25 protein-coding genes and 3 pseudogenes are annotated in these 23,840 nt (G+C 64.6%); 13 read left to right on the top strand and 15 right to left on the bottom strand.

What is annotated here, in order from left to right; translation table 11 throughout:
• The coding region (locus tag F2P46_RS37025; RefSeq protein ID WP_208296594.1) for a hypothetical protein at window positions 1–354 on the top strand (354 nt) is incomplete at its 5' end.
• 614 nt (window positions 355–968) lie between these two features.
• Here F2P46_RS37025 and lipA read toward each other — a convergent pair.
• The 3 genes from lipA to F2P46_RS12165 form a co-directional block, all read right to left on the bottom strand.
• A complete protein-coding gene (lipA, locus tag F2P46_RS12175) occupies window positions 969–1,964 on the bottom strand; it encodes a lipoyl synthase (protein WP_166889393.1) in 996 nt (331 codons plus the stop codon).
• Window positions 1,961–2,713 carry a lipoyl(octanoyl) transferase LipB gene (gene lipB, locus F2P46_RS12170; RefSeq protein ID WP_166889390.1) on the bottom strand — a complete coding sequence of 251 codons (753 nt, stop codon included), beginning with the start codon at window positions 2,711–2,713 and terminating at the stop codon, window positions 1,961–1,963. Before lipB ends, lipA begins: the two co-directional genes overlap by 4 nt.
• 92 nt (window positions 2,714–2,805) lie before the next feature.
• On the bottom strand, window positions 2,806–3,273 hold the full coding sequence (locus tag F2P46_RS12165) for a hypothetical protein (RefSeq protein WP_166889387.1): 468 nt from the start codon (window positions 3,271–3,273) through the stop codon (window positions 2,806–2,808).
• Between the two features lie 158 nt (window positions 3,274–3,431).
• On the opposite strand from F2P46_RS12165, the pseudogene F2P46_RS12160 reads away from it, so the two are divergent.
• From F2P46_RS12160 to F2P46_RS12150, 3 pseudogenes are all read left to right on the top strand, one after another.
• Window positions 3,432–3,686, top strand: a pseudogene (locus F2P46_RS12160) (TauD/TfdA dioxygenase family protein); the annotation flags it as partial.
• A 1-nt stretch (window position 3,687) separates the two neighbouring features.
• Window positions 3,688–4,086, top strand: a pseudogene (locus F2P46_RS12155) (hypothetical protein); the annotation flags it as partial.
• A 49-nt stretch (window positions 4,087–4,135) separates the two neighbouring features.
• Window positions 4,136–4,364: pseudogene (locus tag F2P46_RS12150) on the top strand (ABC transporter permease); the annotation flags it as partial.
• 18 nt (window positions 4,365–4,382) lie between these two features.
• Here F2P46_RS12150 and F2P46_RS12145 read toward each other — a convergent pair.
• The 7 genes from F2P46_RS12145 to F2P46_RS12115 all read right to left on the bottom strand — a co-directional run bounded on the left by F2P46_RS12145 (window position 4,383) and on the right by F2P46_RS12115 (window position 9,781).
• The gene (locus tag F2P46_RS12145; RefSeq protein WP_166889384.1) at window positions 4,383–4,796 is read right to left on the bottom strand and encodes a hypothetical protein; all 414 of its coding nucleotides are present in this window, start codon (window positions 4,794–4,796) and stop codon (window positions 4,383–4,385) included.
• Window positions 4,786–5,397: an N-acetylmuramoyl-L-alanine amidase gene (locus F2P46_RS12140; RefSeq protein WP_166889381.1), complete on the bottom strand. Its 612-nt coding sequence runs from the start codon at window positions 5,395–5,397 to the stop codon at window positions 4,786–4,788. Before F2P46_RS12140 ends, F2P46_RS12145 begins: the two co-directional genes overlap by 11 nt.
• A gap of 133 nt (window positions 5,398–5,530) precedes the next feature.
• Window positions 5,531–5,797, bottom strand: coding sequence for a DUF493 family protein (locus F2P46_RS12135; protein ID WP_166889378.1), 267 nt, complete (start codon window positions 5,795–5,797; stop codon window positions 5,531–5,533).
• Window positions 5,798–5,959: 162 nt separating this feature from the next.
• A complete protein-coding gene (locus F2P46_RS12130; protein ID WP_166889375.1) occupies window positions 5,960–8,170 on the bottom strand; it encodes a DUF6600 domain-containing protein in 2,211 nt (736 codons plus the stop codon).
• Window positions 8,171–8,285: 115 nt separating this feature from the next.
• Entirely contained in the window at window positions 8,286–8,924 is a 639-nt protein-coding gene (locus tag F2P46_RS12125; RefSeq protein WP_166889372.1) for a LysE family transporter, read from the bottom strand.
• Window positions 8,925–9,117: 193 nt separating this feature from the next.
• Window positions 9,118–9,402 (bottom strand): HU family DNA-binding protein, encoded by a 285-nt coding sequence (locus tag F2P46_RS12120; protein ID WP_126074928.1) that lies wholly within the window; start codon window positions 9,400–9,402, stop codon window positions 9,118–9,120.
• Between the two features lie 166 nt (window positions 9,403–9,568).
• On the bottom strand, window positions 9,569–9,781 hold the full coding sequence (locus F2P46_RS12115) for a BrnA antitoxin family protein (protein ID WP_166889369.1): 213 nt from the start codon (window positions 9,779–9,781) through the stop codon (window positions 9,569–9,571).
• 234 nt (window positions 9,782–10,015) lie between these two features.
• Here F2P46_RS12115 and F2P46_RS12110 point away from each other — a divergent pair, with 234 nt between their 5' ends.
• Together F2P46_RS12110 and F2P46_RS12105 are read left to right on the top strand one after the other, a co-directional pair.
• On the top strand, window positions 10,016–10,963 hold the full coding sequence (locus F2P46_RS12110) for a DUF808 domain-containing protein (RefSeq protein WP_166889366.1): 948 nt from the start codon (window positions 10,016–10,018) through the stop codon (window positions 10,961–10,963).
• 618 nt (window positions 10,964–11,581) lie between these two features.
• Window positions 11,582–14,038 (top strand): TonB-dependent receptor, encoded by a 2,457-nt coding sequence (locus F2P46_RS12105; RefSeq protein WP_229509237.1) that lies wholly within the window; start codon window positions 11,582–11,584, stop codon window positions 14,036–14,038.
• A gap of 168 nt (window positions 14,039–14,206) precedes the next feature.
• Here the strand turns inward: F2P46_RS12105 and F2P46_RS12100 are convergent, their stop codons facing one another.
• Window positions 14,207–14,671: a hypothetical protein gene (locus F2P46_RS12100; protein ID WP_166889360.1), complete on the bottom strand. Its 465-nt coding sequence runs from the start codon at window positions 14,669–14,671 to the stop codon at window positions 14,207–14,209.
• 70 nt (window positions 14,672–14,741) lie between these two features.
• Between F2P46_RS12100 and F2P46_RS12095 the strand changes: the two genes are divergently transcribed.
• Window positions 14,742–16,034, top strand: a complete 1,293-nt coding sequence (locus F2P46_RS12095; RefSeq protein ID WP_166889357.1) for an SDR family oxidoreductase — start codon at window positions 14,742–14,744, stop codon at window positions 16,032–16,034.
• Entirely contained in the window at window positions 16,034–16,498 is a 465-nt protein-coding gene (locus F2P46_RS12090; protein WP_166889354.1) for a DUF2269 domain-containing protein, read from the top strand. The genes F2P46_RS12095 and F2P46_RS12090 overlap by 1 nt, the downstream gene beginning before the upstream one ends.
• 34 nt (window positions 16,499–16,532) lie before the next feature.
• Here the strand turns inward: F2P46_RS12090 and F2P46_RS12085 are convergent, their stop codons facing one another.
• The 3 genes from F2P46_RS12085 to F2P46_RS12075 all read right to left on the bottom strand — a co-directional run bounded on the left by F2P46_RS12085 (window position 16,533) and on the right by F2P46_RS12075 (window position 19,252).
• Window positions 16,533–17,933 (bottom strand): HAMP domain-containing sensor histidine kinase, encoded by a 1,401-nt coding sequence (locus tag F2P46_RS12085; protein WP_166889351.1) that lies wholly within the window; start codon window positions 17,931–17,933, stop codon window positions 16,533–16,535.
• On the bottom strand, window positions 17,926–18,630 hold the full coding sequence (locus tag F2P46_RS12080; protein ID WP_208296593.1) for a response regulator transcription factor: 705 nt from the start codon (window positions 18,628–18,630) through the stop codon (window positions 17,926–17,928). The genes F2P46_RS12085 and F2P46_RS12080 overlap by 8 nt, the downstream gene beginning before the upstream one ends.
• A 70-nt stretch (window positions 18,631–18,700) precedes the next feature.
• Entirely contained in the window at window positions 18,701–19,252 is a 552-nt protein-coding gene (locus tag F2P46_RS12075) for a Spy/CpxP family protein refolding chaperone (protein ID WP_166889349.1), read from the bottom strand.
• A 164-nt stretch (window positions 19,253–19,416) separates the two neighbouring features.
• Here F2P46_RS12075 and F2P46_RS12070 point away from each other — a divergent pair, with 164 nt between their 5' ends.
• Both F2P46_RS12070 and F2P46_RS12065 read left to right on the top strand, forming a co-directional pair.
• Window positions 19,417–19,749: a metalloregulator ArsR/SmtB family transcription factor gene (locus F2P46_RS12070; protein ID WP_166889347.1), complete on the top strand. Its 333-nt coding sequence runs from the start codon at window positions 19,417–19,419 to the stop codon at window positions 19,747–19,749.
• 114 nt (window positions 19,750–19,863) lie between these two features.
• On the top strand, window positions 19,864–20,088 hold the full coding sequence (locus tag F2P46_RS12065; protein WP_166889346.1) for a hypothetical protein: 225 nt from the start codon (window positions 19,864–19,866) through the stop codon (window positions 20,086–20,088).
• A 31-nt stretch (window positions 20,089–20,119) separates the two neighbouring features.
• On the opposite strand, the gene bla is transcribed toward F2P46_RS12065, so the two are convergent.
• Entirely contained in the window at window positions 20,120–21,043 is a 924-nt protein-coding gene (bla, locus tag F2P46_RS12060; RefSeq protein ID WP_166889344.1) for a class A beta-lactamase, read from the bottom strand.
• Window positions 21,044–21,231: 188 nt separating this feature from the next.
• Between bla and F2P46_RS12055 the strand changes: the two genes are divergently transcribed.
• The 3 genes from F2P46_RS12055 to F2P46_RS12045 all read left to right on the top strand — a co-directional run bounded on the left by F2P46_RS12055 (window position 21,232) and on the right by F2P46_RS12045 (window position 23,815).
• Complete coding sequence (locus F2P46_RS12055; protein ID WP_166889342.1) at window positions 21,232–22,311, top strand: cache and HAMP domain-containing protein; 1,080 nt, start codon at window positions 21,232–21,234, stop codon at window positions 22,309–22,311.
• Window positions 22,312–22,330: 19 nt separating this feature from the next.
• Window positions 22,331–22,906 carry a hypothetical protein gene (locus F2P46_RS12050; RefSeq protein WP_166889341.1) on the top strand — a complete coding sequence of 192 codons (576 nt, stop codon included), beginning with the start codon at window positions 22,331–22,333 and terminating at the stop codon, window positions 22,904–22,906.
• A 114-nt stretch (window positions 22,907–23,020) separates the two neighbouring features.
• Entirely contained in the window at window positions 23,021–23,815 is a 795-nt protein-coding gene (locus F2P46_RS12045) for a hypothetical protein (protein ID WP_166889339.1), read from the top strand.
• Window positions 23,816–23,840: the final 25 nt, after the last annotated feature.

The raw sequence follows: 23,840 nt of genomic DNA, 5'->3' as shown, positions 1-23,840 counted from the left end.
TCAGTACTTGCTGCCGCTTCCGAAACGTCGGACGGATGTGATGCTGCTGTCATGTTCAATTCCATATGTGTGCCAACTTCCTTAATTAGACTGATGAAGTTGTCTCACAACAGTTTGACACAGGGGGGGACGCCAGGCACTATCGTCATCAACCTGGTAGTACCGTTGAGTGCGTTAGCCGCCATTCATGGAACACTCGATACTTCCTCTAAGACGGACATGAATCAACAGGAGAATCAAGGGACATCCGACACCCGCCAGCCGGAGAGCATCGACGGTGTAAGCGAATTCATTGATGACGCTCAATGTAACTCACCTGATTGTGGGTTAAATGCCGATTCGGGGCTGCTCTAACGTACCAAAACAAGCAGGTTGCCTATCACCGATTTGATCACGCACAGGGGGATACATGGAATGATAAGCCAGCGATTCCCTGGCAGGCTTACAAACACACAGTATGAATGAGTGCATTGCATATGCCATGGGTGTTCCGAAAGGGGCAGGAGGAAGCCTTGCTCCCCCAGATTCAGGCCAGCCTTGAACAGAGTAACGCTGGTATCGTCGATGAGTAGGTCATTGAAGCATTCCAGCTCATAATCCGGCTGAGCCTCCAATCGCCCGTTGCGCCAGATATCGCCAATCCGAAGAAGCGGCAGGGTTCCACTTGAAACCCAAACCTTGCGTTGGAATCTCGCTGGCGAAGTCGAGTCCGGAGAGAGAAGCCCAGCGGGGTCGTTCCGAAAACCAGCGTCGAGGACTCTCGACAAATGCAGAAGGAGCGACGGTTGGGTTCGCCTAATGGCGCGGTTGGGGAAGGCAAATCGCCAAACCAATCTACTCGCCAAAGTTTTTCATCCCGCGGAAACGCTGATATCGATGGCAAGTCATTGTTTCTCAACGAATTACCCGTTCTCGATTGTCTCAGCACTTCTGAATTTGTCTCATTTACTTCTGGATAGTCTCAAGAACTACTGATCGTTCACAGCCACGCCCGCGTTATGGGCCTGCTCGTCCGCATGGTACGAGCTGCGCACCATGGCGCCGACGGCGGCGTGCACGAAGCCCATCTTGTAGGCTTCTTCCTCGAACATCTTGAACACGTCGGGATGCACATAGCGGCGCACCGGCAAGTGGTCGCCCGACGGCGACAGGTACTGGCCGATGGTCAGCATGTCGACGTTGTGGCTGCGCAAATCGCGCATCACTTGCAGGATTTCGTCGTCGGTCTCGCCCAGGCCGACCATGATGCCGGACTTGGTCACCGCGTTCGGATACAGCGCCTTGAAGTCGCGCAGCAATTCCAGCGAGTGGGTGTAGTCGGAACCGGGACGGGCTTCCTTGTACAGGCGCGGCACGGTCTCGAGATTGTGGTTCATCACGTCCGGCAAGCCGTCGGCGAAGATCGCCAGCGCCTTGGCCAGGCGGCCGCGGAAGTCGGGCACCAGCACTTCGATGCGGGTCTTCGGCGACAGCGCGCGCGTCTGCTTGATGCACTCGACAAAGTGGCCGGCGCCGCCGTCGCGCAGGTCGTCACGGTCGACCGAGGTGATCACCACGTACGACAGGCGCAGCTCGGCGATGGTCTTGGACAGGTTGTGCGGCTCGTTGACATCGAGCGGATCGGGACGGCCGTGGCCGACGTCGCAGAACGGGCAGCGGCGGGTGCACTTGTCGCCCATGATCATGAAGGTGGCCGTACCCTTGCCGAAGCATTCGCCGATGTTCGGGCAGCTCGCTTCTTCGCACACGGTCACCAGGTTGTTGGCGCGCAGGATATCCTTGATTTCATAGAAACGCGACGACGCCGAAGCGGCCTTGACGCGGATCCAGTCCGGCTTTTTCAGGCGCTCGATTTGTCCGATCGGCACGATCTTGATCGGAATGCGCGAGGTCTTGCTGGCGCCTTTTTGCTTGTCGCTGGCGTTGTAGACTGGGGCGATGCTGGTATCGGTGTCAGAAGTCATTTGGCTGCTTGCCCGTGGGGCTCTGTGGTGTTGTTCGATGCGGTATGCGGCGTATTCTGCGATGCGTCTTGCGATTCGTCCTGCGCTGCGCGGGTACTTAGCTGGCGCACCAGTTCGCGCGCCAGGGCTTGCTGCACGTCGGCCAGCGCGGCTTCGGCGCCCATGCTGCGCATGTCGACCGTTTCCAGGCCCGCGTAACCGCACGGATTAATCCAGGAAAACGGCGCCAGGTCCATCGCCACATTGAGCGACACGCCATGGTAAGTGCAGCCATTGCCGCGCACCTTGAGGCCGAGCGCGGCGATCTTGGCGCCTTTGCGCGGCCCGCCGGCGATATAAATGCCGGGCGCGCCAGCGATGCGCTCACCGGCAAGATTATACGCCTCCAGCACATTGATGATCGCCTGCTCGATTTTTTCGACGAATTGGCGGGCGTACAGCTTGCCGCCCGGCTTGTTGCGGCGCAGATCGATCAACAGGTAAATCACCACCTGGCCGGGGCCGTGGTAGGTCACTTCGCCGCCACGGTCGGTCTGGACCACCGGCACCGCGTGCGCGCCGGCCAGCAGGTGGCCACGGTCGGCGCCCAGGCCCAGGGTGAACACGGGCGGATGCTCGACGATCCACAGTTCGTCGGTGGTGTCGGGCTCGCGCGCGTCGGTAAACGCGCGCATGGCGGCAAACACCGGCTCGTAGTCGGCACGGCCGAGGTCGCGGATGATCGCCTGCGCAGGGCGGATGGAGGGCATGGGTCGTCAATCGGGGATAAGAGGGGCACGTCATTATATGCCAGTGCACGCGTCGGGCGGGCAGTGCGCCGCCGGCAGCCGTTGAGGGACGATTAATTCAGGCAGAGCTCGTCGCGTACCTTCTGTTCGTCCGGTGCGCGCTGGCCGGTGCGGGCGGAAACGCGTTGCTGGATGGTCGACAAGGCTGGAAAACTGGTGCGTTCGCAGCGCATGAAGTCCCACACCTCGGCGGTCAGCATGTTGACCGAAAAATGTCCCAGGGTGTACAACATTGCCGCCTTGGGCGGGTTGTGGTACAGCTGCAGGGAATAGTAGCCGTGGGCATCCGGCGCATCCTTGTCGGGTCCCTCGACAAACAGATGGGCGTCCTTCCGCTTCATCTGGAATTTCTGGTGTTCCAGCACCACGGACAGCACCTTGCGGGCCTGCTGCAAGGTCAGGCCGGACGGCCGGATGTGCTGCGCGTCGAGCGTTGCCGCGCGCGCCGGCACGCCGGCCAGCAGCCCGGCAGCGAGCAGCAGGGCGCAAGGCCGGCGCAAGGACTGCATTTCAATACCCATCTGATTCCCGTAGCGTGGTTTTTTCAACAATGCCATTGTACGCCGCCATCAAGGCGCGATGGGCAGCCGCGCGCCGCATTAGCATAGTTGAAATGCTTCGTTGCCCCGTCCAACGCTCGCCGATAAGCTGGGTGCTCGATCATCACTCGTTTACCGCCATGGCCGCCGTCCTCGATACCCGTTTCGACATCGTCCCCTTCGACGCCCCGCTGGGCGCGGCCATCAGCGGGCTCGACCTGTCGATCCCGCTGAGCCGGGACGACTTCGCCCTGATCCACCGCGCCCACCTCGAGCACCATGTGCTGGTGTTTCGCGACCAGCACATCACGCCGGCGCAGCAGGTGGCCTTCAGCCGCCGCTTCGGCCCGCTGCAAATGCATGTGCTGCGCCAGTTCCAGCTGCCGGCCGAGCCGTTTCGCCGCGCTCGACGCACTCACGCGCCGCAGCATGCAGGAGGAACTGCACACCTTGTGGGAAGAAATCCCCTTCACGATGCTGTTCGTCACCCATTCGATCGAGGAAGCATTGGTGGTGGGCAACCGCATCGTGCTGCTGTCGCCCCATCCGGGCCGCGTGCGCGCCGAACTGAACAGTCATCAGTTCGACTTGGGCAGCGCCGGCGGCGATGCTTTCCAGGCGGCCACCCAGCGCATTCACCGCCTGCTGTTCGGCGAAGATACCTTGGTGGCGCCAGCGCACGCAGCGTTGTCCACACAGTTGTACACCGGCTTACCCACAGCCTTGTCCATGCAGTTGTCCACCCGCTTGCCCACAGAGTTATCCACCCAGTTATCCACCGGGCTGCACGCATGAGCGCGCAGCCGCTGCCGCCGATCCGGCCGGAATACGTCGCGCCCCGGAGCGCACCCTGATCGCGGCCGAACTGGTGTTCGGGACGACTTCGGGAAAGGGCGGGCTGGGCTGGTATATCTTCCAGAGCCGCAATGAGCTATTCACCGACAGTGTTTGCCGTGCTGGCGGCGGTGATCGTGATCGGCTTGCTGGTCGAGGGGCTGGTGTTCCAGACCCTGGAACACCTGACGGTGCGGCGCTGGGGCATGCAGCGCCAGGCGCTGGAGACGCCAGTATAGTGCGGCGTCGGCGGCGGATTACTTCATGTCTTCAAAGTCCGACTTTGCGCCTTTTTTGACGTAGTAGTAGGTCGTCTCGCCTTTGTTCACCATGCCCACGTTGCCGATGCCGACCAGATATTCCCTGTCATTTTCAGTCGCCTTGAGATGGCAGGCGCCGAAATAATACTCATGTAGTTCGGACGCCAGTATCGGCCTCGCGTCTTTCCAGTACGCCCGAAACTGGACCGGGGTCATGGTAAACGCCGTACAGGAGGCCACCATGTCCTGAGGAATGTCTTTATCGATCACTTTGATGATGTTTTTCGCCTCGACCGACACTGGCCAATGCCACCACAGGCGCAGTAGCCCAAAAGCGACCATTAAAACGGCGATAATCAAAGCAACGACTTTGAGTGTTTTTTTAAAAACGCTCGATAAATTAGTATGCAATCTTGCTACCCTCTGTCAGAAATTTCCGAGGGTCGATTAAACCATGTGGAAAGATGCGCTTACGGTCAAGTTTCAATGTGATGAGCAACTCGCTCACCAGCCAGCGCACGGATGCATTTTGTGAACTTGTTGGGCTCCCATACACACGGTTCTTCGGGGCTCCGACAACCTCGATGCCAATCGAATCATGATTCGCGGGGAAGCGCAGTGCAGCGGCTTTCTTTTGCTCCCATTCGTCAATCTGTTTCCAGCGTTCTGACTCATCATTCGGGTACATCTTCGCAATGCCGTTCAGAACCTCTTCGTCCCTCGGGGTACACCTATGCACGTGCTGACAATAGGCGTTGAGACGTCCAACATGGTAGCAAACTTGTGTAATCCTAGCGGTCTGAAAAATCTGGCCCGCCGGATTGATCAGGAAATGCGCGCCGACACCCGAAGGTTTAAACCTATACCCAGCCATGGTCGTGATAACGTTGTCTCTGCTGGTTTGATGCAAGATAATGCCACTAACGTCTTTCATTGGTCCATGTTCAAGGAGGGGGAAAAGCATTAGGGTGACACTGTTGCTCGTTATAATGCCGTCATTTACTATCAACATGGTATTCCCCAAGAAGATCATCAGTTTCTATAAAAACAATAATAATATTATATCATATTTTTAAGCTACTATTTATCAACTATTAAGTCTGCCAATGAAGGAAGATGTGCGGCAGCACCGGAGACGCACGCGATCACATCACGATCTTGACCATGTGGTGAGCGTGCAGGGCGCGGTACAAGTCGTCGAGCTGCTCGCGGCTGATGGCGCGCACGGTGACGGTCAGGCCGGTGTAGTTGCCTTGCGGCGAAGGGCGCACTTCCATGCGGCCGATGTGAAAGGTGGGGTCGAATTCGAGCACCACGTCGACGATGGTCGCCGCGAAATCGTCATGCGTGGCGCCCATCACCTTGATCGGGAAGTCGCTCGGGTATTCGATGAGGGATTCAGTCGGTTCCATACACTATCCAGTTCTAAAAAATGACAACACAGCCGCGCTCCCCGTATGGGAACGCGCTTTGCGACATTGTAGCCAAAAAAAGGCCAGCGCTAGGCTGGCCTTGAACTATTCCCTTGGGGGGGAACAGGTGAGACTGGTAGGGCGAGCCCGCGCATGCGCGGCTCAACGAATCTGTTGCTGTACGTTGTCGCGGCGGTCCTGGCGTTGCTCGCGCGCGCGTTCGCGCTTGTCGGCCTCTTCGGCCTGCTTTTGCTGTTGCTGCTGCGATTGCTGGGCTTGCGATTGCTGGGCTTGCGCTTGCTGAGCTTGCTGCGCTTGCTGGGCTTGCTGGGCCTGGCGTGCCTGGGCCTGGGCCGCCTCGCGCTGCTGGGCGTCGCGTTGCTGGGCGTCACGCTGCTGGCGCTCGGCCTGCTGGCGACGTTCGTTCTCGGCATCGCGCGACTGGCGTTCGGCCTGCTGGCGACGCGCATTCTCGGCATCGTGCTGCTGACGCTCGGCCTGCTGGCGGCGCGCGTTCTCGCCGTCGCGCTGCTGGCGCTCGGCTTGCTGCTGGCGGTCGGCCTGCTGTTGCCGTTCCAGCTGGCGCAGGCGTTCCTGGTCGGCGTCGCGCTGCAGCCGGTCGGCGAGCTGGCGGTTGTTGGCCTCGCGCTGCTGGCGTTCGGCTTGCTGGCGATTGCTGGCGTCGCGTTGCCCTTGCAGTTGCGCTTCGGCTTCGCGCTGCTGGCGCGCGCTCTCGATGGTGCGCAGGCGCTCGCCTTCGGCGCCGCGCTGGCGGTCGGCCTCGGCCTCGCGGCGGCGCTCGGCCAGATCGGCTTCGCGCTGGCGTTGCTGGCCATCCGCGGCGCGGCGGTTGTCGGTTTCCAGCTCGCGCAGGCGGCGTTCGTTGGCCTGGTCGCGCTCGCGCCGTTCGATCTCGGCTTCGCGCTGGCGCCTGTCCTTCTCGGCAAGGCTGCGCTGCGGTTCATTGGTGGTGAGCACTTGCGGCGGGGTGCGCACGAAGCGTTCGTTGTCGCTGGGCCGGCCGTCGCGGCGGCTGAACGGCTGGGCGCCGTTGGACGGCGTCGTGATCACGCGGCCAATTGCGTTGCGGTCGGGACGGCCATCGCCGTCGCGGTCGAAGCGATTGGGCCAGTTGCCCTGCGGGCGCGGTGGCGCGCCGAACGGAATGTTCTGGGTGGCCAGCGGCGTGAGCACCGGGCGCGGCGCGCGCGGCACCACGATCTGGCCGCGCCCGACGAACTGGTTCAGGCCGACCACGGTCAGGCCGTCGTGCCGGCCCGGGCGATAGTCGGGCCGCGCGTGGCGGTTGTGGTGGCGCAGGTGCTCGGGCGGCAGGTGGTAGCCGGGCACGTACGATTCGCCCGGATTGAGCGGATACCAGCCCTGCGCGGGGGCGTTGCGGCGCGCGCCGTTGTCGTTGAAAGCGAGGTTCCAGTTATTGCCGCCGACCCAGCCGACCAGCGCCGGCGCCCACACCGGACGGCCGATATTGCGCCCCGGCGCCCACGACCAGCGTTGCCTGACCATCACCCAGCGCCCGTAGTGCGAGGGCGCGTAGCCCCAGGGGGCGTTGTCGACCCAGGTCCAGCCCCACGGCGCCAGATAGGTCCAGCGGCCGTCGCGGTAAGGCACCCAGCCGGCCGCCACGGTGCGCGGGGTCCACAGGGGGCCATAGTCGCTGTCGTCGCGCCAGACGCCGTGCTGGTCGAGTTCTTCGTAGCCGGTCATTTCGGTGGTGACGTAGCGGTCGGAGGTGGTGCGCTCGTCGCGCGCGTCGCGCTGCAGCGACCAGTCGTCGAAACTGTCGCGTACCGCGAGCGCCGTGCGCACGTCGTCCTGGTGCACATCGACGCGCTTGCCGGCGCGCACCGACAGGCTCGAACCGCCGCCGTCGACCTGCGCCGTGCCCTCGAACACCGAAACGTTGGTGGTGTCGCGCACGCGTTCGGCGTCGATGCGCAGGCGGCCCACATCGCGCATGCGCACCAGGCCCTGCGGGGTGGAAATCTCGAGCCCGCGCAGCACCTCGGCGTTGCGCACCCGCAAGCTCAGGCTGCCGTAATGCAGGTGCAGGCGCAATTTGTCGTCGTCGAGTTCGATGACGTCGAGCGACGAATCGCCATCGAGCCGCACCGAGGTCGAGCCGATCCGGATTTCGGTGCGGCCGTTGCGTTGCGTGACGATCTGGTTGCTGGTCGTCACCGGCCAGTTGACCAGCGCCGCCGTGGCTTCCTCGCCGACCTCGGAGCTGATGTTCACCGGTCCCTGGGTCAGGGCGATGCGGCCCACGCGCGCGGGCGTATCGGCCAGCGCCAGGGTCGACAGGGCGGAGAACGCCAACAACATCACGGTTTTACGGAAAGGAATAGTCATACAGGCTCCAGGGCGCACAAGGGACGTCGTCCACGTGTAACGCGCGAGCGCGCCAGCGGAAGACAGGGGTTACAAACAGTTGCACATTCTGCGCTCGTGTTACTTTCGAAGCAACTCAGGCTGGGTTGCCGCCGCGCTTGACAAAGAAAAGCGCGCCGCCGATGCAGGCCAGCACGGCGCCGAAGAAGCGGTTCTGCTTGCGCAGCGCGCCGGCGTCGCGGAAATACTGCTGCATGGACGAAGCGAGCAAGGCGTAGCCATGCATGACGATGGTATCGATGGTCACCATGGTGGCGCCCAGGATCGCCAGCTGCGGCAGCAATGGCAGGGAATTGGAAATGAAGGTCGGCAGCACCGCGACCATGAAAATGATTCCTTTCGGGTTGGTCGCGTTGGTCAGGAAACCGGTCAGGACGCGCTTTTGCCAGCTTGGGTGGGCCAGCACGGGCGCGTCGGCCCGCACAGCCGTCACCGGGGCGCGCCACTGCTGCACGCCGAGGTAAATCAGGTACAGGGCGCCGAGCGTCTTGACGATATTGAATGCCAGTTCCGAGGCCAGCAACAGCGAGCCGACCCCGGCGCCGGCGATGGCGAACACCAGCATCAGCCCGCATTGCAGGCCGGCCACGGTGGCGCTGGCTTTCCTGAAGCCGTAGGCCAGCCCGTGCGACATCGACAGCACCGCGCCGGAACCGGGCGAAATGGCGATCAGCGAGCCGGCGATGACGAAGGCGATCCAGTTGGCAAGCGGCATGGGGAAGTCAGGGAAGAGGGTAATCGGGATGGAGACAGGGCTCGGTGCTGCAAGATACAAGGTACGACAGTGACGCGGGGCGCCAAGGCGGAGCGCCAAGGCGGAGCCAAAAAACACGCGGCAACTGAAGCGGCGAAGCCGGTCTGGACCGACGTCGCCGCTTCAGGCCGCGCGCAAAGCCTTACTGCTTCGCTTACTTCTTCTTCGGGTTGACCGCAGCCTTCAGGGTCGCGCCAGCCGAAAACTTAGGCGACTTCGACGCAGCGATCTTGATCGCTTCGCCAGTCGATGGATTGCGGCCCTTGCGCGCAGCGCGCTTGGCAACGGAGAACGTACCGAAACCGGTGATCCCAACCGTGTCGCCTTTTTTCAGGCGCTCGGTGATGATCTCGATGATCGTGTTTACCGCGCTGTTGGCAGCTGCGCCGGACATTTCTGTACGCTTCGCAAATTCCGCAATCAGTTCGCCTTTTTTCATAAAAATCCTCCCGTGTTAAAAGAGCGGGAAGATTAGCATAATTATTGCCTAGTGTAATAAATTCTAAAGTGTACGCACAAAAGTAAGCCCCGCTGTGACTGGATCACGACGATATCGGACATCTTCGTGCGCGCCCGAAAAAGGGGCGCGCGGCGCTGTTGGCGAGTTACTCGGCCAGGGCGGCCTCGGGGCGCGCCTGCGGCAGGCGCATGCGCAAGGCCGCGTTGATCAGGGTCTGGTAGCCCTTGCCGCTCTGTTCGGAGAGCGAGCGAAACTGCTGCAGCACCTCGTCGTCGAGGTAGATGGTGATGCGCGTCTTGCGCTTGACCGGGCGGCCGGCGGCAGGGGTTGCGTTGGAAAAATCGTACTCGGATTTCATGGTGGCCTCGCTTTACATCAACTGGTTGGCTTGCGTCGCTTGGTATCGATCAGGACAAGCCCGGGCTGGCGTGGTTAATGGCCGGGCTTGGCACTGATGTCACTATACGTACATGCCATCGCGACAAGGCCCGGAAAGCGACGAATTGCAGATTTTGGGGGGTGAAACGCAAAATGCCGGGCTGGACGGACTCGGGTTAAGATGCATCTTTTCGACCATATTGGAGCAAGACAGATGGCTGCAAGCAGTTTACTGGCATTAATCGACGACATCGCGACCATCCTCGACGATGTCGCCGTGATGAGCAAAGTGGCGGCCAAGAAGACCGCCGGCGTGCTGGGCGACGACCTGGCGCTCAACGCCCAGCAGGTGTCGGGCGTGAAAGCGGAGCGCGAACTGCCGGTGGTGTGGGCGGTGGCCAAGGGTTCGTTCAAGAACAAGGCGATCCTGGTGCCGGCCGCGCTGGCCATCAGCGCCTTCTTGCCACAGGCGATCACGCCGCTGCTGATGATCGGCGGCGCCTACCTGTGCTTCGAGGGCTTCGAGAAGATCGCCCATAAATACCTGCACAGCGCGGCCGAAGACGCCGCCCACCACGAACAGCTGGTCAAGGCGCTGACGGACGAATCGGTGGACCTGGTCGCGCTCGAGAAAGAAAAGATCAAGGGCGCGGTGCGCACCGACTTCATCCTGTCGGCGGAAATCATCGTCATTTCGCTGGGCACGGTGAAAGGCGTGGCGTTCGGGCAGCAGGTGGCGGTGCTGACCGCCATTGCGATCATCATGACGGTGGGCGTGTACGGGCTGGTGGCCGGGATCGTCAAGCTCGATGATGCCGGGCTGTACCTGAGCGAACGGGCCAACGGCGCCGCGCGCGCGTTCGGACGCCTGCTGCTGGCGGCGGCGCCCAAGCTGATGAAGACCCTGTCGGTGGTCGGCACGGCGGCCATGTTCATGGTCGGCGGCGGGATTCTGGAGCACGGCCTGCCGGTACTGCATCATTTTGTGGCGGACGCCGCTGCAGCGGCGGGTGCGGTGGGCGGGATCGGGCCGGTGCTCAAGGCCATCGTGCCGACCCTGATCGATGCCGTCATCGGCGTGATCGCCGGCGCCCTGGTGCTGGGCGTGGTGATGATCGGCAAGCGCTTGTTCAAAGGCAAAGACGACGCCAAGCCGGCCTGACCCGTGGTGTCACCCCTCGGTGTCAGGTCTGACATTCAGACACGGCCCCGGCAGTAGCAAGCGTTACTGTCGGGGCCATGTCCGTTTGTCAGACCTGACACCGGCAGCGGACACCGGCGGCGTAGCAAGCGCTAATGTCGAGGCCGTGTCCGAATGTCAGACCTGACACCGGCGGTTCTGTCGAGGCCGTGTCCGAATGTCAGACCTGACACCGGCGGTTCTGGCGTGAGAGCTGACATCGCATGCATTGCCACAACACTCGAAACCGTCATTCCCGCGCAGGCGGGAATCCAAGGCATGTTTGCTAAGCGACCGTGCCTTGGATTCCCGCCTGCGCGGGAATGACGGTTTTGAGATTAACGACCTTACTGAGCCGGCCTCACACCAGCCAGCGGCATCGCCGCGTTCCTTACGCGGAACTGACGAATATATCCAAACTGTTGTTATCAGATCTGCATACTCCGTTCCGGAATTGACATTGCTTTGTCTTCGTTCCAGTATGGATTGGCAAGTTTTCCACTATTTGTATGTATGAGTTGATAGGTGTAGTTAAAACAAAATTAATAGATAACCGAGGGAGCAGGTATGCAGAAACGATTCGCACCACAGAAGCACGTATTGGCATTATCGATTGCAACGTTGTTTTCCACCGGCGCCGCCTTCGCGCAGGACGCGGCACCGAATGACGCGACGACGACCGTGGTCGTTACCGGTACCCGCGTCGCCAACCGCACCGCCCTCGACACCGCCTCCCCGGTCGATATCATCTCGGCCGAATCGCTCAAAAATTCCGGCACCACCGAAATCAACCAGGCCCTGGCCGTGGCCCTGCCGTCGCTGAACTTCCCGCGCCCGGGCCTGGCCGACGGCACCGACACCATCCGTCCCGCCACCCTGCGCGGCATGGCGCCCGACCAGACCCTGGTGCTGGTGAACTCGAAACGCCGCCACGCCTCCTCGCTGGTGAACGTGAACGGCACCATCGGACGCGGCTCGGCCGCCGTCGACCTGAACACGATCCCGACCGCGATCGTCAAGAACATCGAAGTGCTGCGCGATGGCGCGGCCGCCCAGTACGGCTCGGATGCGATCTCCGGCGTGGTCAACCTGCGCCTGCGCAGCAACCGCGACGGCGGCGAAGCGACAATCAACTACGGCGCGCGCCTGACCGAATACGACTTCCTCACCGGCGGCGCGCCCGCCAACGCCACCTGGCAGGCCCAGAACTCGCGCAAGCGCACCGACGGCCAGACCGCCACCGTCAGCCTGTGGAAGGGCCTGGCGCTGGGCGAAACCGGCTACCTGACCATCGCCGGCGAATTCAAGGACCAGAAGCACACCGAACGCAGCGGCTACGACATGCGCCAGCAGTACCCGCTGGTCAATGGCGCGTTCGACCCGCGCGAAAACACCATCAACCGCTTCAACACCTGGTATGGCGAACCGGAAATGAAACAGTCGACCGTGTTCGCCAACGCCGGCGATACGCTCGGCAACGGCGTCAAGGTGTACGGCTGGGCCAGCTACCAGAAGCGCGAGGCCAGCTCGGCCGGCTTCTTCCGCTGGTCCAACGATCCGCGCAACATCCCCTCGATCTATCCGGACGGTTTCATGCCGATCATCTCGCCGGTGGTCGACGACTTCGCCGTCACCGGTGGCGCCAGCTGGTCCATGGGCGACTGGGAAATGGATAGCTCGCTCGGCTACGGCAAGAACAAGATGGGCTTTACCATCGAAAACACCCTGAACCGCTCGATCGGGCCGAGCAGCAAGACCGCGTTCGACGCCGGCGGCTTCGAATACGACCAACTGGTGTTCAACCTGACCGGGGTGCGCTCGCTGGCGCTGGCCGCTTTGTCCTCGCCGCTGAACGTTGCGGTCGGGGCCGAAGCGCGGCGCGAAGGCTACAGCCTGTTCGCGGGCGAACCCGATTCCTACCGCTTCGGCGGCCAGATGCTGCCGAACGGCCAGCCGACCGCGCCGGGCGCGCAGGTGTTCTCGGGTTTCCGTCCGCAGAATGAATCGGACACGCACCGCACCGCGATCGGCGCCTTTGTCGACCTGGAAGCGAACATCACCCCGCAACTGCTGACCTCGATTGCGATCCGCGGCGAGCACTATTCGGACTTCGGCGACAGCCTGGCCGGCAAACTGGCGGCCCGCTACGATTTCAGCAAGGCCTTCGCGCTGCGCGCATCGGTGCAGAACGGCTTTCGCGCGCCCTCGCCGCAGCAGCAGAACTTTACTTCGACGGCAACGAACTTCATCACCGGCGTGCCGTTCGAAATCACCACCTTCCGCCCGACAGATCCGGTCGCCGTGGCGCTCGGCGCCAAACCGCTCGACGCCGAAAAATCGGTCAACGCCTCGCTCGGCGCGGTGCTGCGCCTGGGCGGCGCCAACGTGACCATCGACGCCTACCGCATCAAGGTGCGCGACCGCATTGTGCTGTCGGAAAACCTGACCTCCGCCGATGTGCGTAACTTTTTGACCAAGCAAGGCTTCATCGGCGTCGGCGGCGGGCGCTTCTTCATCAACGGCGTCGATACCACCACCGACGGCGTGGACGTGGTGGTCAACTGGGCGGCCAATGGCGGCGATATCGGCAAGTTCGACTTCACGGTGGCGGGCAACTTCACCAGCACCGACGTGACCCGTGTTCCGGCCACGGCGCAGCTGACCGCGCTGCCGAGCCCGACCCCGCTGTTCGACCGCCTTAACGTGCTGTCGCTGGAACAGGGCCAGCCGAAGAACAAGTTCAACGCCAGCACCAACTGGAAACTCGGCCAGATGGGCGCCACCCTGCGCGCCACCCGTTACGGCAAGGTGCTCTCGCCGAACGCCTCGCCGGCGCTGGACGTGACCCTGGCCGCGAAAACCGTGATCGACCTGGAAGGGCGCTATGCGCTCACGTCCAAGCTGAACCTGGCGCTCGGTGCGGAGAATCTGTTCGACAAGTATCCCGAGTCGGTCGGCAATGCGCTTAATCCGAGCGGCAACGCGCCGTTCCCGAACTACGCCCCGTTCGGGCGTGGCGGGCGCTACGTGTACGCGCGCGCGACCTACGCGTTCTGAACCCTGCCTGAAGCCGTCGTTGCCGCCCGCGCGGCAATGACGGTGCAAGCGTGCGGCCGTGCGTCTCGCCTGGCCGCCAGCCCCCCTCCCATCCCGCACTTCCCGCAACAATCACATCACGCCAATCAGCGCGGGCGCAAAACCCGCTATCATCCCGACTCGCGCAACTCAGTCGCGCCGGTTCAGTAACGCCCCCAGCGCCAGGCCCAGCCCGAAAGCGCCGTACACCAGCGCCAGCGACGGGCGCGACAGGCGTTGTTCGAAGCCGGGCTTGAGCCGGTCGGGCGTGATCCGGTAATCGACGAAGCAGGCCAGCGCCGAGGCGGCGGCCGCCGGCAAGGTGACGGCCGGATCTTGCTTGTCGAGCTGGCGTTTCAACAGCCGCTCGAACAGAACGGCCCAGAAGGTCGCGCTGGCGTGGTGGATCAGGTAGCCGGTGGCGGTGTAGCGCCACGAGGGACCGTCGCGGCGCGCCGCCCGGTCGCCCCAGACCCAGTGGCTGATGGCGTTGGTCGGACCGAAACCGCTGCCATCGGTCGCCTTGCCCAAGGCCGTCAGGGCGGCCGTCGAGAGCACGCTGGCGACGGTTCCCGAGACGAGCCCGCGGGCGCTTGCAGTTTTCCAGGTATTCATACTGTCCTTGTGGAGTGAAGTAAATGTGCTGTGTTGGTATAGGCTTGGGTATGAATGGTAAGGAGGTCGGATGCGCATTTTGCTGACAGGAGCGAGCGGGTTTATCGGCAGGCATGTGCTCAACGTGTTGCTGGCCGAGGGGTACTACGTGGTGGCGGCCGTGCGCAAGCCGCCCGCCGCCAGCACGCGCGCGCGCCTGAGCTACATTGAGGCCGACTTCGCCAAGGATACCGATAAATCGACCTGGATGGCGCGCCTGGAGGGCATCGACGTGGTGATCAACACGGTCGGGATTTTCCGCGAGCATGGCGCCCAGACCTTCGCCACCATCCACAGCGACACGCCACGCGTGCTGTTCGCCGCCTGCGTCGAGTCGGACGATGTGCGCATGGTGATCCAGCTGTCCGCGCTGGGCGCCGACCAGCAGGCCGACACCGCCTATCACCTGAGCAAGAAAGCCGCCGACGATTACCTGGCGCTGCTGCCGCTGCGCTCGGCCATCGTGCAGCCATCGCTGGTGTACGGCAAGGATGGCGTGAGCGCGCGCGTGTTCCGCACCCTGGCCAGCATGCCCTTGTGCGCCCGTTTCGGCACCGCGCCGCAGCTGGTGCAGCCGATCCACGTGGACGACGTGGCCTGCGCCATCGCCAGCCTGGTGCGCCGTCCGCTGCCGGTCGGCCCGGGCGGCGCCACGGCCCAGCGGATCGCCCTGGTCGGCCAGAGCGCCTTGCCGTTCACCGAGTATCTGGCGGCCTTGCGCAGCGGCTTGGGCCTGGGCAAGCTGCGCGTGCTGCGTTTGCCGGCCTGGTGCGGCAAAGTGCTGGCCGGGCTGGGAAAACTGGTGCCGGGCAGCCTGCTCAACCGCGATTCGCTGCGCATGCTCGACCGCGGCAGCAGCGCCGATCCGGGCATGACGGTGCGCCTGATCGGACGCCAGCCGCGCCCGGTCGCCAGCTTCATCGACGACCCCGCTTGCGAGCGCATGCAGGCCAAGCTGCACTGGCTGATGCCGGTGTTGCGCGTGGCCATCGCGGCGGTGTGGATTGCCACAGCGGCGGTGTCGGCCGGACTGTATCCGGTCGAACAGAGTCTCCGGTTGCTGGAACGCAGCGGCGTGCCGCCCGCGCTCGGGCCGCTGATGCTGTACGGCGCCTGCGCGCTCGACTTGCTGATCGGGATCGGCATCCTCGCGCTCAAGCGGCGGCGCTGGCTGTGGGGCGCGCAATTGCTGCTGATCGGCTTTTACACGCTAGTGATCGCCGTCATGCTGCCGGAATTCTTGCTGCACCCCTACGGTCCGCTGAGCAAGAATCTGCCGATGCTGGCGGCCATCTGGCTGCTGTTCGAACTCGAGGAGAAGTAATGGACTACCTGATCGTCAAGTGGCTGCATATCCTGTCGTCGACGTTTTTGTTCGGCACCGGCATCGGCTCGGCCTTCTACATGCTGTTCACCAGCCTGAGCCGCGACGTGCGCGCGATCGCCGTGGTCAGCCGCCATGTGGTGCGGGCCGACTGGATTTTTACCACCACCACCATCATCGTGCAGCCGCTCACCGGGCTGTACATGATTCACCTGGCCGCTTATCCCTGGACCAGCGCCTGGATCGTCTGGTCGGTCGGCCTGTATTTCTTTGCCGGCGCCTGCTGGCTGCCGGTGGTGTGGATGCAGCTGCGCATGCGCGACATGGCCCAGCTGGCCGCGCGCGACAGCACCGAGCTGCCGGCGCTGTACTGGCGCTACCTGCGCTGGTGGGTGGTGCTGGGCATTCCGGCGTTTTTTGCGCTGGTGATCGTGTTCTGGCTGATGGTGGCCAAGCCCGCCTGAGCGCTGTGAAGACGCGGGCCGCCGGCCAGCGGCCTTACACGCCCGGCAAGCTCACGCGGAAGCAGCAGCCGCCCGGTTCGCCCGGCAGGCAGCGCACGTCGCCGCCGTGATGGCGCGCGATCTGGCGCACCAGCGACAGGCCCAGGCCGACGCCGCCGGCCGACTCGCTCGCGCCCGGCACCCGATAAAACGGCTCGAAGATGCGCTCGCGCTCGGCCTCGGGCACGCCGGGGCCGCTGTCGCAAATATCGAGCACGAGCGACGCGCGCTCCCGGCCCCCGCTTGCCAATCGCAGGCTGGCGTGCACCTGCGTGCCGGCGCCGTAGCGGGCCGCGTTTTCCAGCAGGTTGCGCACCAGCCGCCGCAGCAGCCTGGCGTCGCCCGGCACGCTGAGCGCCTGCGCGTCGAAGGTGGCGTCGACGCGCGTGCATTCCTCGGCCACGATGGCGGCCAGGTCGACCTGCTCGTCGCTGCGGGCCCGCTCGGCGCTGGCGTCGAGCCGGCTGGCCAGCAGGACTTCGTCGATCAGCTGGTCGAGTTCGCCGATGTTGCGATTGAGCTCGTCGCGGATCGCCGGCGCCGCCTGTTCCTGCATCAGTTCGACCGCCATGCGGATGCGCGCCAGCGGCGAGCGCAATTCGTGCGAGGCGTTGGCCAGCAGGCTTTTCTGTGAACCGACCAGCGCTTCGATGCGCGCCGCCGCCTGGTTGAAGCTGGTGGCCAGGCGCGCCACTTCATCCTTGCCTTCGACCGCCACGCGGGTGCCGAGCTGGCCGCCGCCCCAGGTTTCCACGCTCGCCTGCAAGCGCTCCAGGCGGCGCGTGAGGCGCCGCACCACCGGGTAGGCGGCGGCCGCCACCATCAGGGCGATCAGCAGCAGGATGACGATCAGGCCGAGCGAGGCGCGGGTGCCGTAAGCGCGCTGGCCGACCAGCCAGCGGCCGTCCGGCAACTGCTGGGTGAACACGGCCATCGGTCCGAAGCGGCCGGCCTCGCGCCGGGCTTGCGGCAGCGCCGGCAGCGGCTCCCCGGCCGCCGCGACCAGCACCCCGGCCGGCGTGTACAAGGCCAGGTCGGTTTGCAGGCGCGTGGCCCAGCGCGACAGCGTCGCTTGCTGCACGGCGCGCGGCGCCCCCGCCGGCGGCAGCACGCTGGCCGCCACTTCGGTAAACGCCTCGTTGCCAGAGTTCATGTGTTCCGGATCGTAAGCCCAATGCACCAGTCCGAACAGGCAGGCGGCCAGTCCCAGGCTGGCCAGCAGCGCCAGGTAGATGCGCAGGTACAGGTGGTGCGCGATCGAAAAGCGCCGCGCCGGCCCGCCGCTTCCCCGTTCCCAGGGCGGCGCGCGGTCGCGCTCGTGCCTGTGCTTCCAGGCGCGTGCGTGCCAGCCGTGTGGACCGTGCTCGCGCTCCTGGCCGCGTTCGCGCCTATGCATCCTGTACCTTGGCGAACACGTAACCGGCGCCGCGCACGGTGATGATGCGCTTGGGCTGCTTGGGATCGTCCTCGATGGCCTGGCGCAGGCGCCCGATATGCACGTCGATCGAGCGGTCGAACGGTTCCAGCGACTCGCCCTTGACGGCGTCGATCAGGTGTTCGCGCGAGAGCACGCGCCCGGCGCTGCCGGACAGCGCCAGCAGCAGGTCGAACTGGTATGACGTGAGGCTGCGCGCCTGGCCGTCGATGCTGACCCGGCGCGCGCCGCTGTCGATCAGCAGGCGGCCGAACTGGCGCAGGTCGGTGTCGGGCGCGGCCAGTTGCGGCCGGCGCAGCACGGCGCGCAGGCGCGCCAGCAGTTCGCGCGGCTCGAACGGCTTGGGCAGGTAATCGTCGGCGCCCAGTTCCAGGCCCACCACGCGGTCGAACGGGTCGCCCTTGGCGGTGAGCATGACGATCGGCACCGACGCCAGCGGCGCGCCGAGGGCGCGGATGCGGCGGCAGACGTCCAGGCCATCGGCGTCGGGCAGCATCAGGTCGAGCAAGACCAGCGCCGGGGCGCTCGCCTCTAACGCGGCCAGGCCGGCGGCGGCCGTGCCGGCGTGCGCCACCTCGTAGCCGTTCTGGCTAAGGTAGGTGACGACCATGCCGGCCAGGCGCTGGTCGTCTTCAATCATCAAGATACGCGGAAGCATGCTGGCGGCGACGTGTCGTCCAAAGTGTCGGAAGGCCCAAGGATACATGGCTGGGATTGGTCGCAGGCGTTCATTGCATGCGTTTTTTCATGTGCGCGGCGAAGCGCACGCGCTGTTCAAGCGTGAGCACCTCGGCAGCGTCTTCCACCGCCGCCAGGATGCGCTTGCTGATCTGGTCGACCCGCTCGACTTCCTGCACGCGCAACTGTTCCAGCGCGACCCGGTCGATGGCCGGCGCCATCAAGAGATCGTGGGCTTGTACGTGGCCGGCCTTGAAGTCGCGATGCAAGGGTTGCAGGTCGGCGAAGGCGGACCTGGCGATGCTTGAGAGGCGCGCCTTTTGCTCGGCCGTGCCGTCGCTGAGCAAGTGTGCGACCATCCTGTCGATGTGCTTGCCGGCGGTGGCGGGGTCCATCGTGGCCAGGTGGGCGCGATGGCCGTGCATGCCGCGTCCTTCGTTGGCAAAGCTGGCGCCGGCCAGGCTCAGGGCGCCGGCGGCCAGGCCGAGGGCGGCGCCGACCAGCCAGCGACGGCCGCGCCGCTGCGGGCCATGGCCGTGGCCGTGATTGCCTTCATGATCGTGATCGTGGTGATGGTGATGCCCGAGTTTGTTCGGATGCATGGTTTTGCCTTTCGTGAAGCGGCGCCGGACTGGCTCCGCATGCTTGTACTGTAGGCGGTGCGGCTGTCCGCTTCATGTGTGGGCGGTAAAGTTTTGTAAAGCGGGTGCTTGCGTGCCTTCGATATTCCCAATAGGATGGAAATATCAACGACGGAGGTTTGAGCATGGAAAACAAGAATGCACTGGCGGCCCTGGCCGCGCTGGCCCAGGAGTCGCGCCTGGCGGTGTTCCGCCTGTTGATCGAGGCCGGCCCGGGCGGCATGTCGCCGGGCCAGATCAGCGAGAAGCTGGGAATGCCGCCGTCGTCGCTCTCGTTTCACCTGAAGGAACTGACCCACGCGGAACTGATCGCGCCGACCCAGAACGGGCGTTACCTGATCTATGCGGCGCACATGGCCACCATGCAAGCCTTGATCGGATTTTTGACCGAGAATTGCTGCGGCGGCAATCCATGCGGACCGGACGTCGCCCCGTCACCCGCGCCAACGCGACTGTAGTAACAACTGCTTACATATTGACTATCAGTTAAAAAATCTGAGGGTGAGATGGCGAACAGTGTTGCCTGATATATAGGCATACTCTGGCTGCAAGATTGTTGATACGGCCAGCACATGACCTACCGGCGCAAGAAAGATCGCAAGGCGTATGGCATGTCGCGCATGGTCAAGGCCATCGATCGCGCCATCGACGCCGCCTCGGATGAAGAGAAAGCGCGCGCGGCGCGCTGGGCCTCGGCGTGGGGGGCGATCAGCGGGATTTACACGCGCGGGATCCGGCTGCGCCGCACCGATCTGTTCAAGCAGCTGCCGCGCAGGAAGACCGCCTCGACCGTGTGAGCGGCGCCGTGAACGATCACGCCGCCGCCGCTCACGCCCTTGCGAACGCCGCCATCACAATCCGCGTCGCCTGCGCCAGGATATCGCTGTTGGCCTTGGCCTGGGCATCGGCCTGCGTGTAGTACAGCGCCAGCACCACCGGCCCGCCCTTGGGCCGGAATACGATCCCGATGTCGTTGCTCGACCCGTAGGCCCCGGTCCCGGTCTTGTCCGCCACCGCCCAGCTGGCCGGCACGGCCGCGCGGATGCGGGTGTCGCCGGTCGTGTTGCCGCGCATCCAATTTTGCAGCTGGTCGCGCTGCGCCGCCGGCAAACCATCGTCCAGCGCCACGCGGCGCAGCAGCGCCGCCATGGCCGCCGGGGTGGTGGTGTCGCGCGGATCGCCCGGAATCGCCGTATTGAGCTCGGTTTCCCAGCGGTCCAGCCGGAACACCGTGTCGCCCATGCTGCGGGCAAAGCCGGTCACGCCGCCCGGGCCGCCAATCATGGCCATCAGCAGGTTGGCGGCGGCGTTGTCGCTGTACTGGATGGTGGCGGCGCACAGCTCGCCCACGGTCATGCCATCGTCCAGGTGTTGTTCGGTGATCGGCGAATACGTCACCAGATCGGCCTTGGTGTAGCGCACCCGCTGGTCCAGCCAGCCAGGCACATTCTTGCCATGCGCGAGGATGGCGGCCGCTGCGATCGCCTTGAACGTGCTGCACATCGGAAAGCGCTCATCGGCGCGGTGGCCGAGCCGGCGAGCGTCGCCGGTGTCGATCGCGCCCACGCCCAAGCGCCCGCCGGCCGCCGCTTCCAGCGCGGCCAACTCGGCCTGCGCCTCGGCCAGGGCGGCACTGGCGCCCGGCGTGGCGACGCCCGGCGTGGCGACGCCCGGCGCGCTGGCGCAGGCGGCCAGCAGCGGCGCACAGGCGCCGGCGATCAGAAGGGTACGGCGGCGCGGGGAAAATGGCATGCAAGTCATCATGGTGGCTTTCTGTTCAGGGGTCGGAGAGACGGTGTTGTATAGCCGCCATTCTCCACCATGCATTGTCCCACCTCAACCATTGTCTTTCGGAAATATGGTCTTCTGTGGATACCCCAACTTCGCTTGCGCACAGTGCGCAGGGCCGCCGGGCTGTCCACAAGAAAAGGAAACTCCCGATGAAAACAGAATCGTTCCACCTGACTATTTTCCACAAGCTGGTGATGACCTTGCTGGCGGTGGCCTTGATCCCGCTGATCGGCGTGTGGTACGCGGGCAGCAGCCAGGCGCGCGCCGATGCGGCGGCCAATATTTCGCAGCATCTGGTGATGACCGCCAGCGGCATTGCCACCGGCATCACCAGCTGGGACGAGGCCAACGTGCGCGCGCTGCACCAGAGCGCCAAGCTGGAGGATATCCGCAGCATGCAGGCGGCGCGCCAGACCCCGATCCTGCACACCCTGGGCGAGACCTACGAATGGGCATTTTTGGTGTTTACGATCGAGCCGACCGGCGAGAATATCGCGCGCAGCGACGACAAGCCGCTGACCCGCTTCGGCGAACGCAGTTACTTCCAGGGGGCGATGAAAGGCGCCGTATCGAGCCGCCAGGTGCTGATCAGCAAGTCGACCGGCCGCCCCGCGCTCACCGTCGCCGTGCCGATCAGGAACGCCATGGGCGGCATCGTCGGCGTGCTGGCGATGGCCATGAAGCTCGATGATATTTCCAAGGTCATCAAGGACACCCGCATCGGCGAGACCGGCTACGCGATCCTGCTCGACGCCGACAACAAGGTGATCGCCTCGGGCCGTCCCGACCAGGCCACCGACGCGGTCCAGGACATGGCCAACTACCCGGCCCTGAAGGTGGACGGCATCGCCGACCAGCCGACCGTATATGTGTCGGGCGAGAAGCGCATGGTCGGCTATGCGCGCAAGCTGCCGCAGGGCTGGACCTTGCTGGTGGAACAGGACTACGCCGAAGCCTACGCCTCGCTCGACCGCCTGGAAACCGGCGCGCGCGCCCTGATCATCCTGACCGCCGCGCTGGTGGTGGGTGTGGCGGCGTTCCTGGCCAAGCAGTTGACGTTCCCGATCAACCAGCTGATCCTGGTCGCCGAACGGCTGAGCAAGGGCGAGTTCACCGAATCGATTCCGGGCACCGCGCGCGGCGACGAAATCGGCTCGCTGGCGCGCGCCATCGAACGGCTGGGGATCAGCATCCAGATGGCCATCAGCCGGCTCAGCCGCAGGGCGTGACGCATTTAGGGAGAACGCCATGACACACCAGGAGCTGATGCCGTTCGGCGGCATCGTGGAGCAATTGCGCCAATTCTGCGACCAGCGCCGCACCGGCACGGCGTTTATCGTCAGCGACGACAACCGCATGGCCCAGGTGCATCTGGACTGCGGCAAGATCGTCATGCTGCTGTGCCGTGGGCAACGCGGAGCCGATGCGCTGGCGGCCATGCGCACCATGCTGCGCGCCAGCGTGCGCTTCGACGAGAACTATGTGGCGAAGAAGGACAACGTCAAGGCGGCCGGGATCAACCTGATGGACTTGCTCAACGATCCGACGCCGCTGGCGGCGCGCGCGCCGTTGCGGGTAGGGCCGCAGCCGCTGCGGGCGCGGCCGGCGCCGGCCGCGTTCGCGAGCGCCGACCTGCTCAAGCTCGAGCGCATGCTGGCCGCGCACATCGGGCCGATGGCGACCATCGTCTGCGCCGAGCACGCCGACGAGGCGAGCGACCTGCGCGCGCTGGTGATGGCGCTGGCGGCCGAGATTCCCGACAAGAAGCAGGCCGCCGATTTTCGCCTGGAAGCGGGGCGCGCGCTGGGGCTGGGGGCGGTGTAGGCGCGCCTCGCGCTTGCGGGCGGCGGCCGGACCGGCGGCGGCTTCACATTGAGCGCATTCCCACTGCACAGGCGCTTGCTACGCTGATGGCCTGTTCAGTTTCCTTGGAATGCCATGAGCGCCCAGCCAGCCTGCATCAATCCGTCCGCCACCGCGCCGGCACCGTTCCCAGCGGTGCATTTTCCCATCCGCGCCGTGCTCTGGCTCACCGGCGTGATCCTGCCGGTCGTCGCACTGACGATCGCCGTGTTTTTCTTGCTCGTGGTGGGCTTCGACCTGCCGCCCGCCATGCTCGTTCCGGCCTTGTCGATTGCCAGCGTACCGTTGGTCAATGCCCTGCTGATGCGCGCCCTGGGCAATGCCCGGCCTGCGCTGTCGCGCCGGCTTGGACACTTGCACGGCTTCGCCATCGGCACCAGCATCCTGTTTACCCTGTTGCTGCTGCCGCACATGGCGGCGGGCATGGCCGGCCTGCGTTACTACGGCGGCGTGCTGTTGCTGGCGCTGCTGCTGGCGCCGCTGCTCTCGTTGATGGCGGCGCTGGCCATGCGCCGCCTGCTCGAAGCGCACGTGCGACTGCCCGCCGTGTGGCCGGGGGCGCTGCTGGCGCTGGCCATCGTCGGCGCCCCCGAACTGCCGCAAGCCATTACCCAGGCCGGCGTCCACATGGCCAGCCGCGAAGCGCCCGCCACCCGCGCGAATGGCGTACGCCTGCTGCGCTCGCTTGGCAACCAAAAAATCCTGCTGCGCCTGTGCGATACGGGGAACGACCGCCTCGCCAGCCTGACCGACCTGTTCATGATCACGACTGCGGGAACGAGCGCCAGCGATGCGCGCGACGCGTTTTACCGCCTCACCGGCGCCACCTACGACGAGCTGCCTGATTCAATGAAGGAAGCGGCCAACTAGCCAGCCTCGCTTCACATTCAGCGCA

The organism is Massilia sp. CCM 8734 (assembly GCF_011682155.1).
GTDB lineage: Bacteria > Pseudomonadota > Gammaproteobacteria > Burkholderiales > Burkholderiaceae_D > Telluria_A > Telluria_A rubra.
The sequence above is the reverse complement of the archived record's forward strand: the minus strand, read 5'-3'. Positions and strand labels throughout refer to the sequence as shown.

Bases quoted from the DNA above. Each gene is read 5' to 3' on its own strand.
- F2P46_RS12080 (WP_208296593.1), bottom strand. From the start codon at position 18,630: ATGCTTCCGCGTATCTTGATGATTGAAGACGACCAGCGCCTGGCCGGC.
- bla (WP_166889344.1), bottom strand. From the start codon at position 21,043: ATGCCATTTTCCCCGCGCCGCCGTACCCTTCTGATCGCCGGCGCCTGT.
- F2P46_RS12120 (WP_126074928.1), bottom strand. From the start codon at position 9,402: ATGAAAAAAGGCGAACTGATTGCGGAATTTGCGAAGCGTACAGAAATG.
- lipB (WP_166889390.1), bottom strand. From the start codon at position 2,713: ATGCCCTCCATCCGCCCTGCGCAGGCGATCATCCGCGACCTCGGCCGT.
- F2P46_RS12115 (WP_166889369.1), bottom strand. From the start codon at position 9,781: ATGAAATCCGAGTACGATTTTTCCAACGCAACCCCTGCCGCCGGCCGC.
- F2P46_RS12140 (WP_166889381.1), bottom strand. From the start codon at position 5,397: ATGTTGATAGTAAATGACGGCATTATAACGAGCAACAGTGTCACCCTA.
- F2P46_RS12095 (WP_166889357.1), top strand. From the start codon at position 14,742: ATGCGCATTTTGCTGACAGGAGCGAGCGGGTTTATCGGCAGGCATGTG.
- F2P46_RS12085 (WP_166889351.1), bottom strand. From the start codon at position 17,933: ATGCATAGGCGCGAACGCGGCCAGGAGCGCGAGCACGGTCCACACGGC.
- F2P46_RS12065 (WP_166889346.1), top strand. From the start codon at position 19,864: ATGACCTACCGGCGCAAGAAAGATCGCAAGGCGTATGGCATGTCGCGC.
- F2P46_RS12090 (WP_166889354.1), top strand. From the start codon at position 16,034: ATGGACTACCTGATCGTCAAGTGGCTGCATATCCTGTCGTCGACGTTT.
- F2P46_RS12045 (WP_166889339.1), top strand. From the start codon at position 23,021: ATGAGCGCCCAGCCAGCCTGCATCAATCCGTCCGCCACCGCGCCGGCA.
- F2P46_RS12075 (WP_166889349.1), bottom strand. From the start codon at position 19,252: ATGCATCCGAACAAACTCGGGCATCACCATCACCACGATCACGATCAT.
- F2P46_RS12110 (WP_166889366.1), top strand. From the start codon at position 10,016: ATGGCTGCAAGCAGTTTACTGGCATTAATCGACGACATCGCGACCATC.
- lipA (WP_166889393.1), bottom strand. From the start codon at position 1,964: ATGACTTCTGACACCGATACCAGCATCGCCCCAGTCTACAACGCCAGC.
- F2P46_RS12050 (WP_166889341.1), top strand. From the start codon at position 22,331: ATGACACACCAGGAGCTGATGCCGTTCGGCGGCATCGTGGAGCAATTG.
- F2P46_RS12165 (WP_166889387.1), bottom strand. From the start codon at position 3,273: ATGGGTATTGAAATGCAGTCCTTGCGCCGGCCTTGCGCCCTGCTGCTC.
- F2P46_RS12100 (WP_166889360.1), bottom strand. From the start codon at position 14,671: ATGAATACCTGGAAAACTGCAAGCGCCCGCGGGCTCGTCTCGGGAACC.
- F2P46_RS12070 (WP_166889347.1), top strand. From the start codon at position 19,417: ATGGAAAACAAGAATGCACTGGCGGCCCTGGCCGCGCTGGCCCAGGAG.
- F2P46_RS12130 (WP_166889375.1), bottom strand. From the start codon at position 8,170: ATGACTATTCCTTTCCGTAAAACCGTGATGTTGTTGGCGTTCTCCGCC.
- F2P46_RS12055 (WP_166889342.1), top strand. From the start codon at position 21,232: ATGAAAACAGAATCGTTCCACCTGACTATTTTCCACAAGCTGGTGATG.
- F2P46_RS12135 (WP_166889378.1), bottom strand. From the start codon at position 5,797: ATGGAACCGACTGAATCCCTCATCGAATACCCGAGCGACTTCCCGATC.
- F2P46_RS12125 (WP_166889372.1), bottom strand. From the start codon at position 8,924: ATGCCGCTTGCCAACTGGATCGCCTTCGTCATCGCCGGCTCGCTGATC.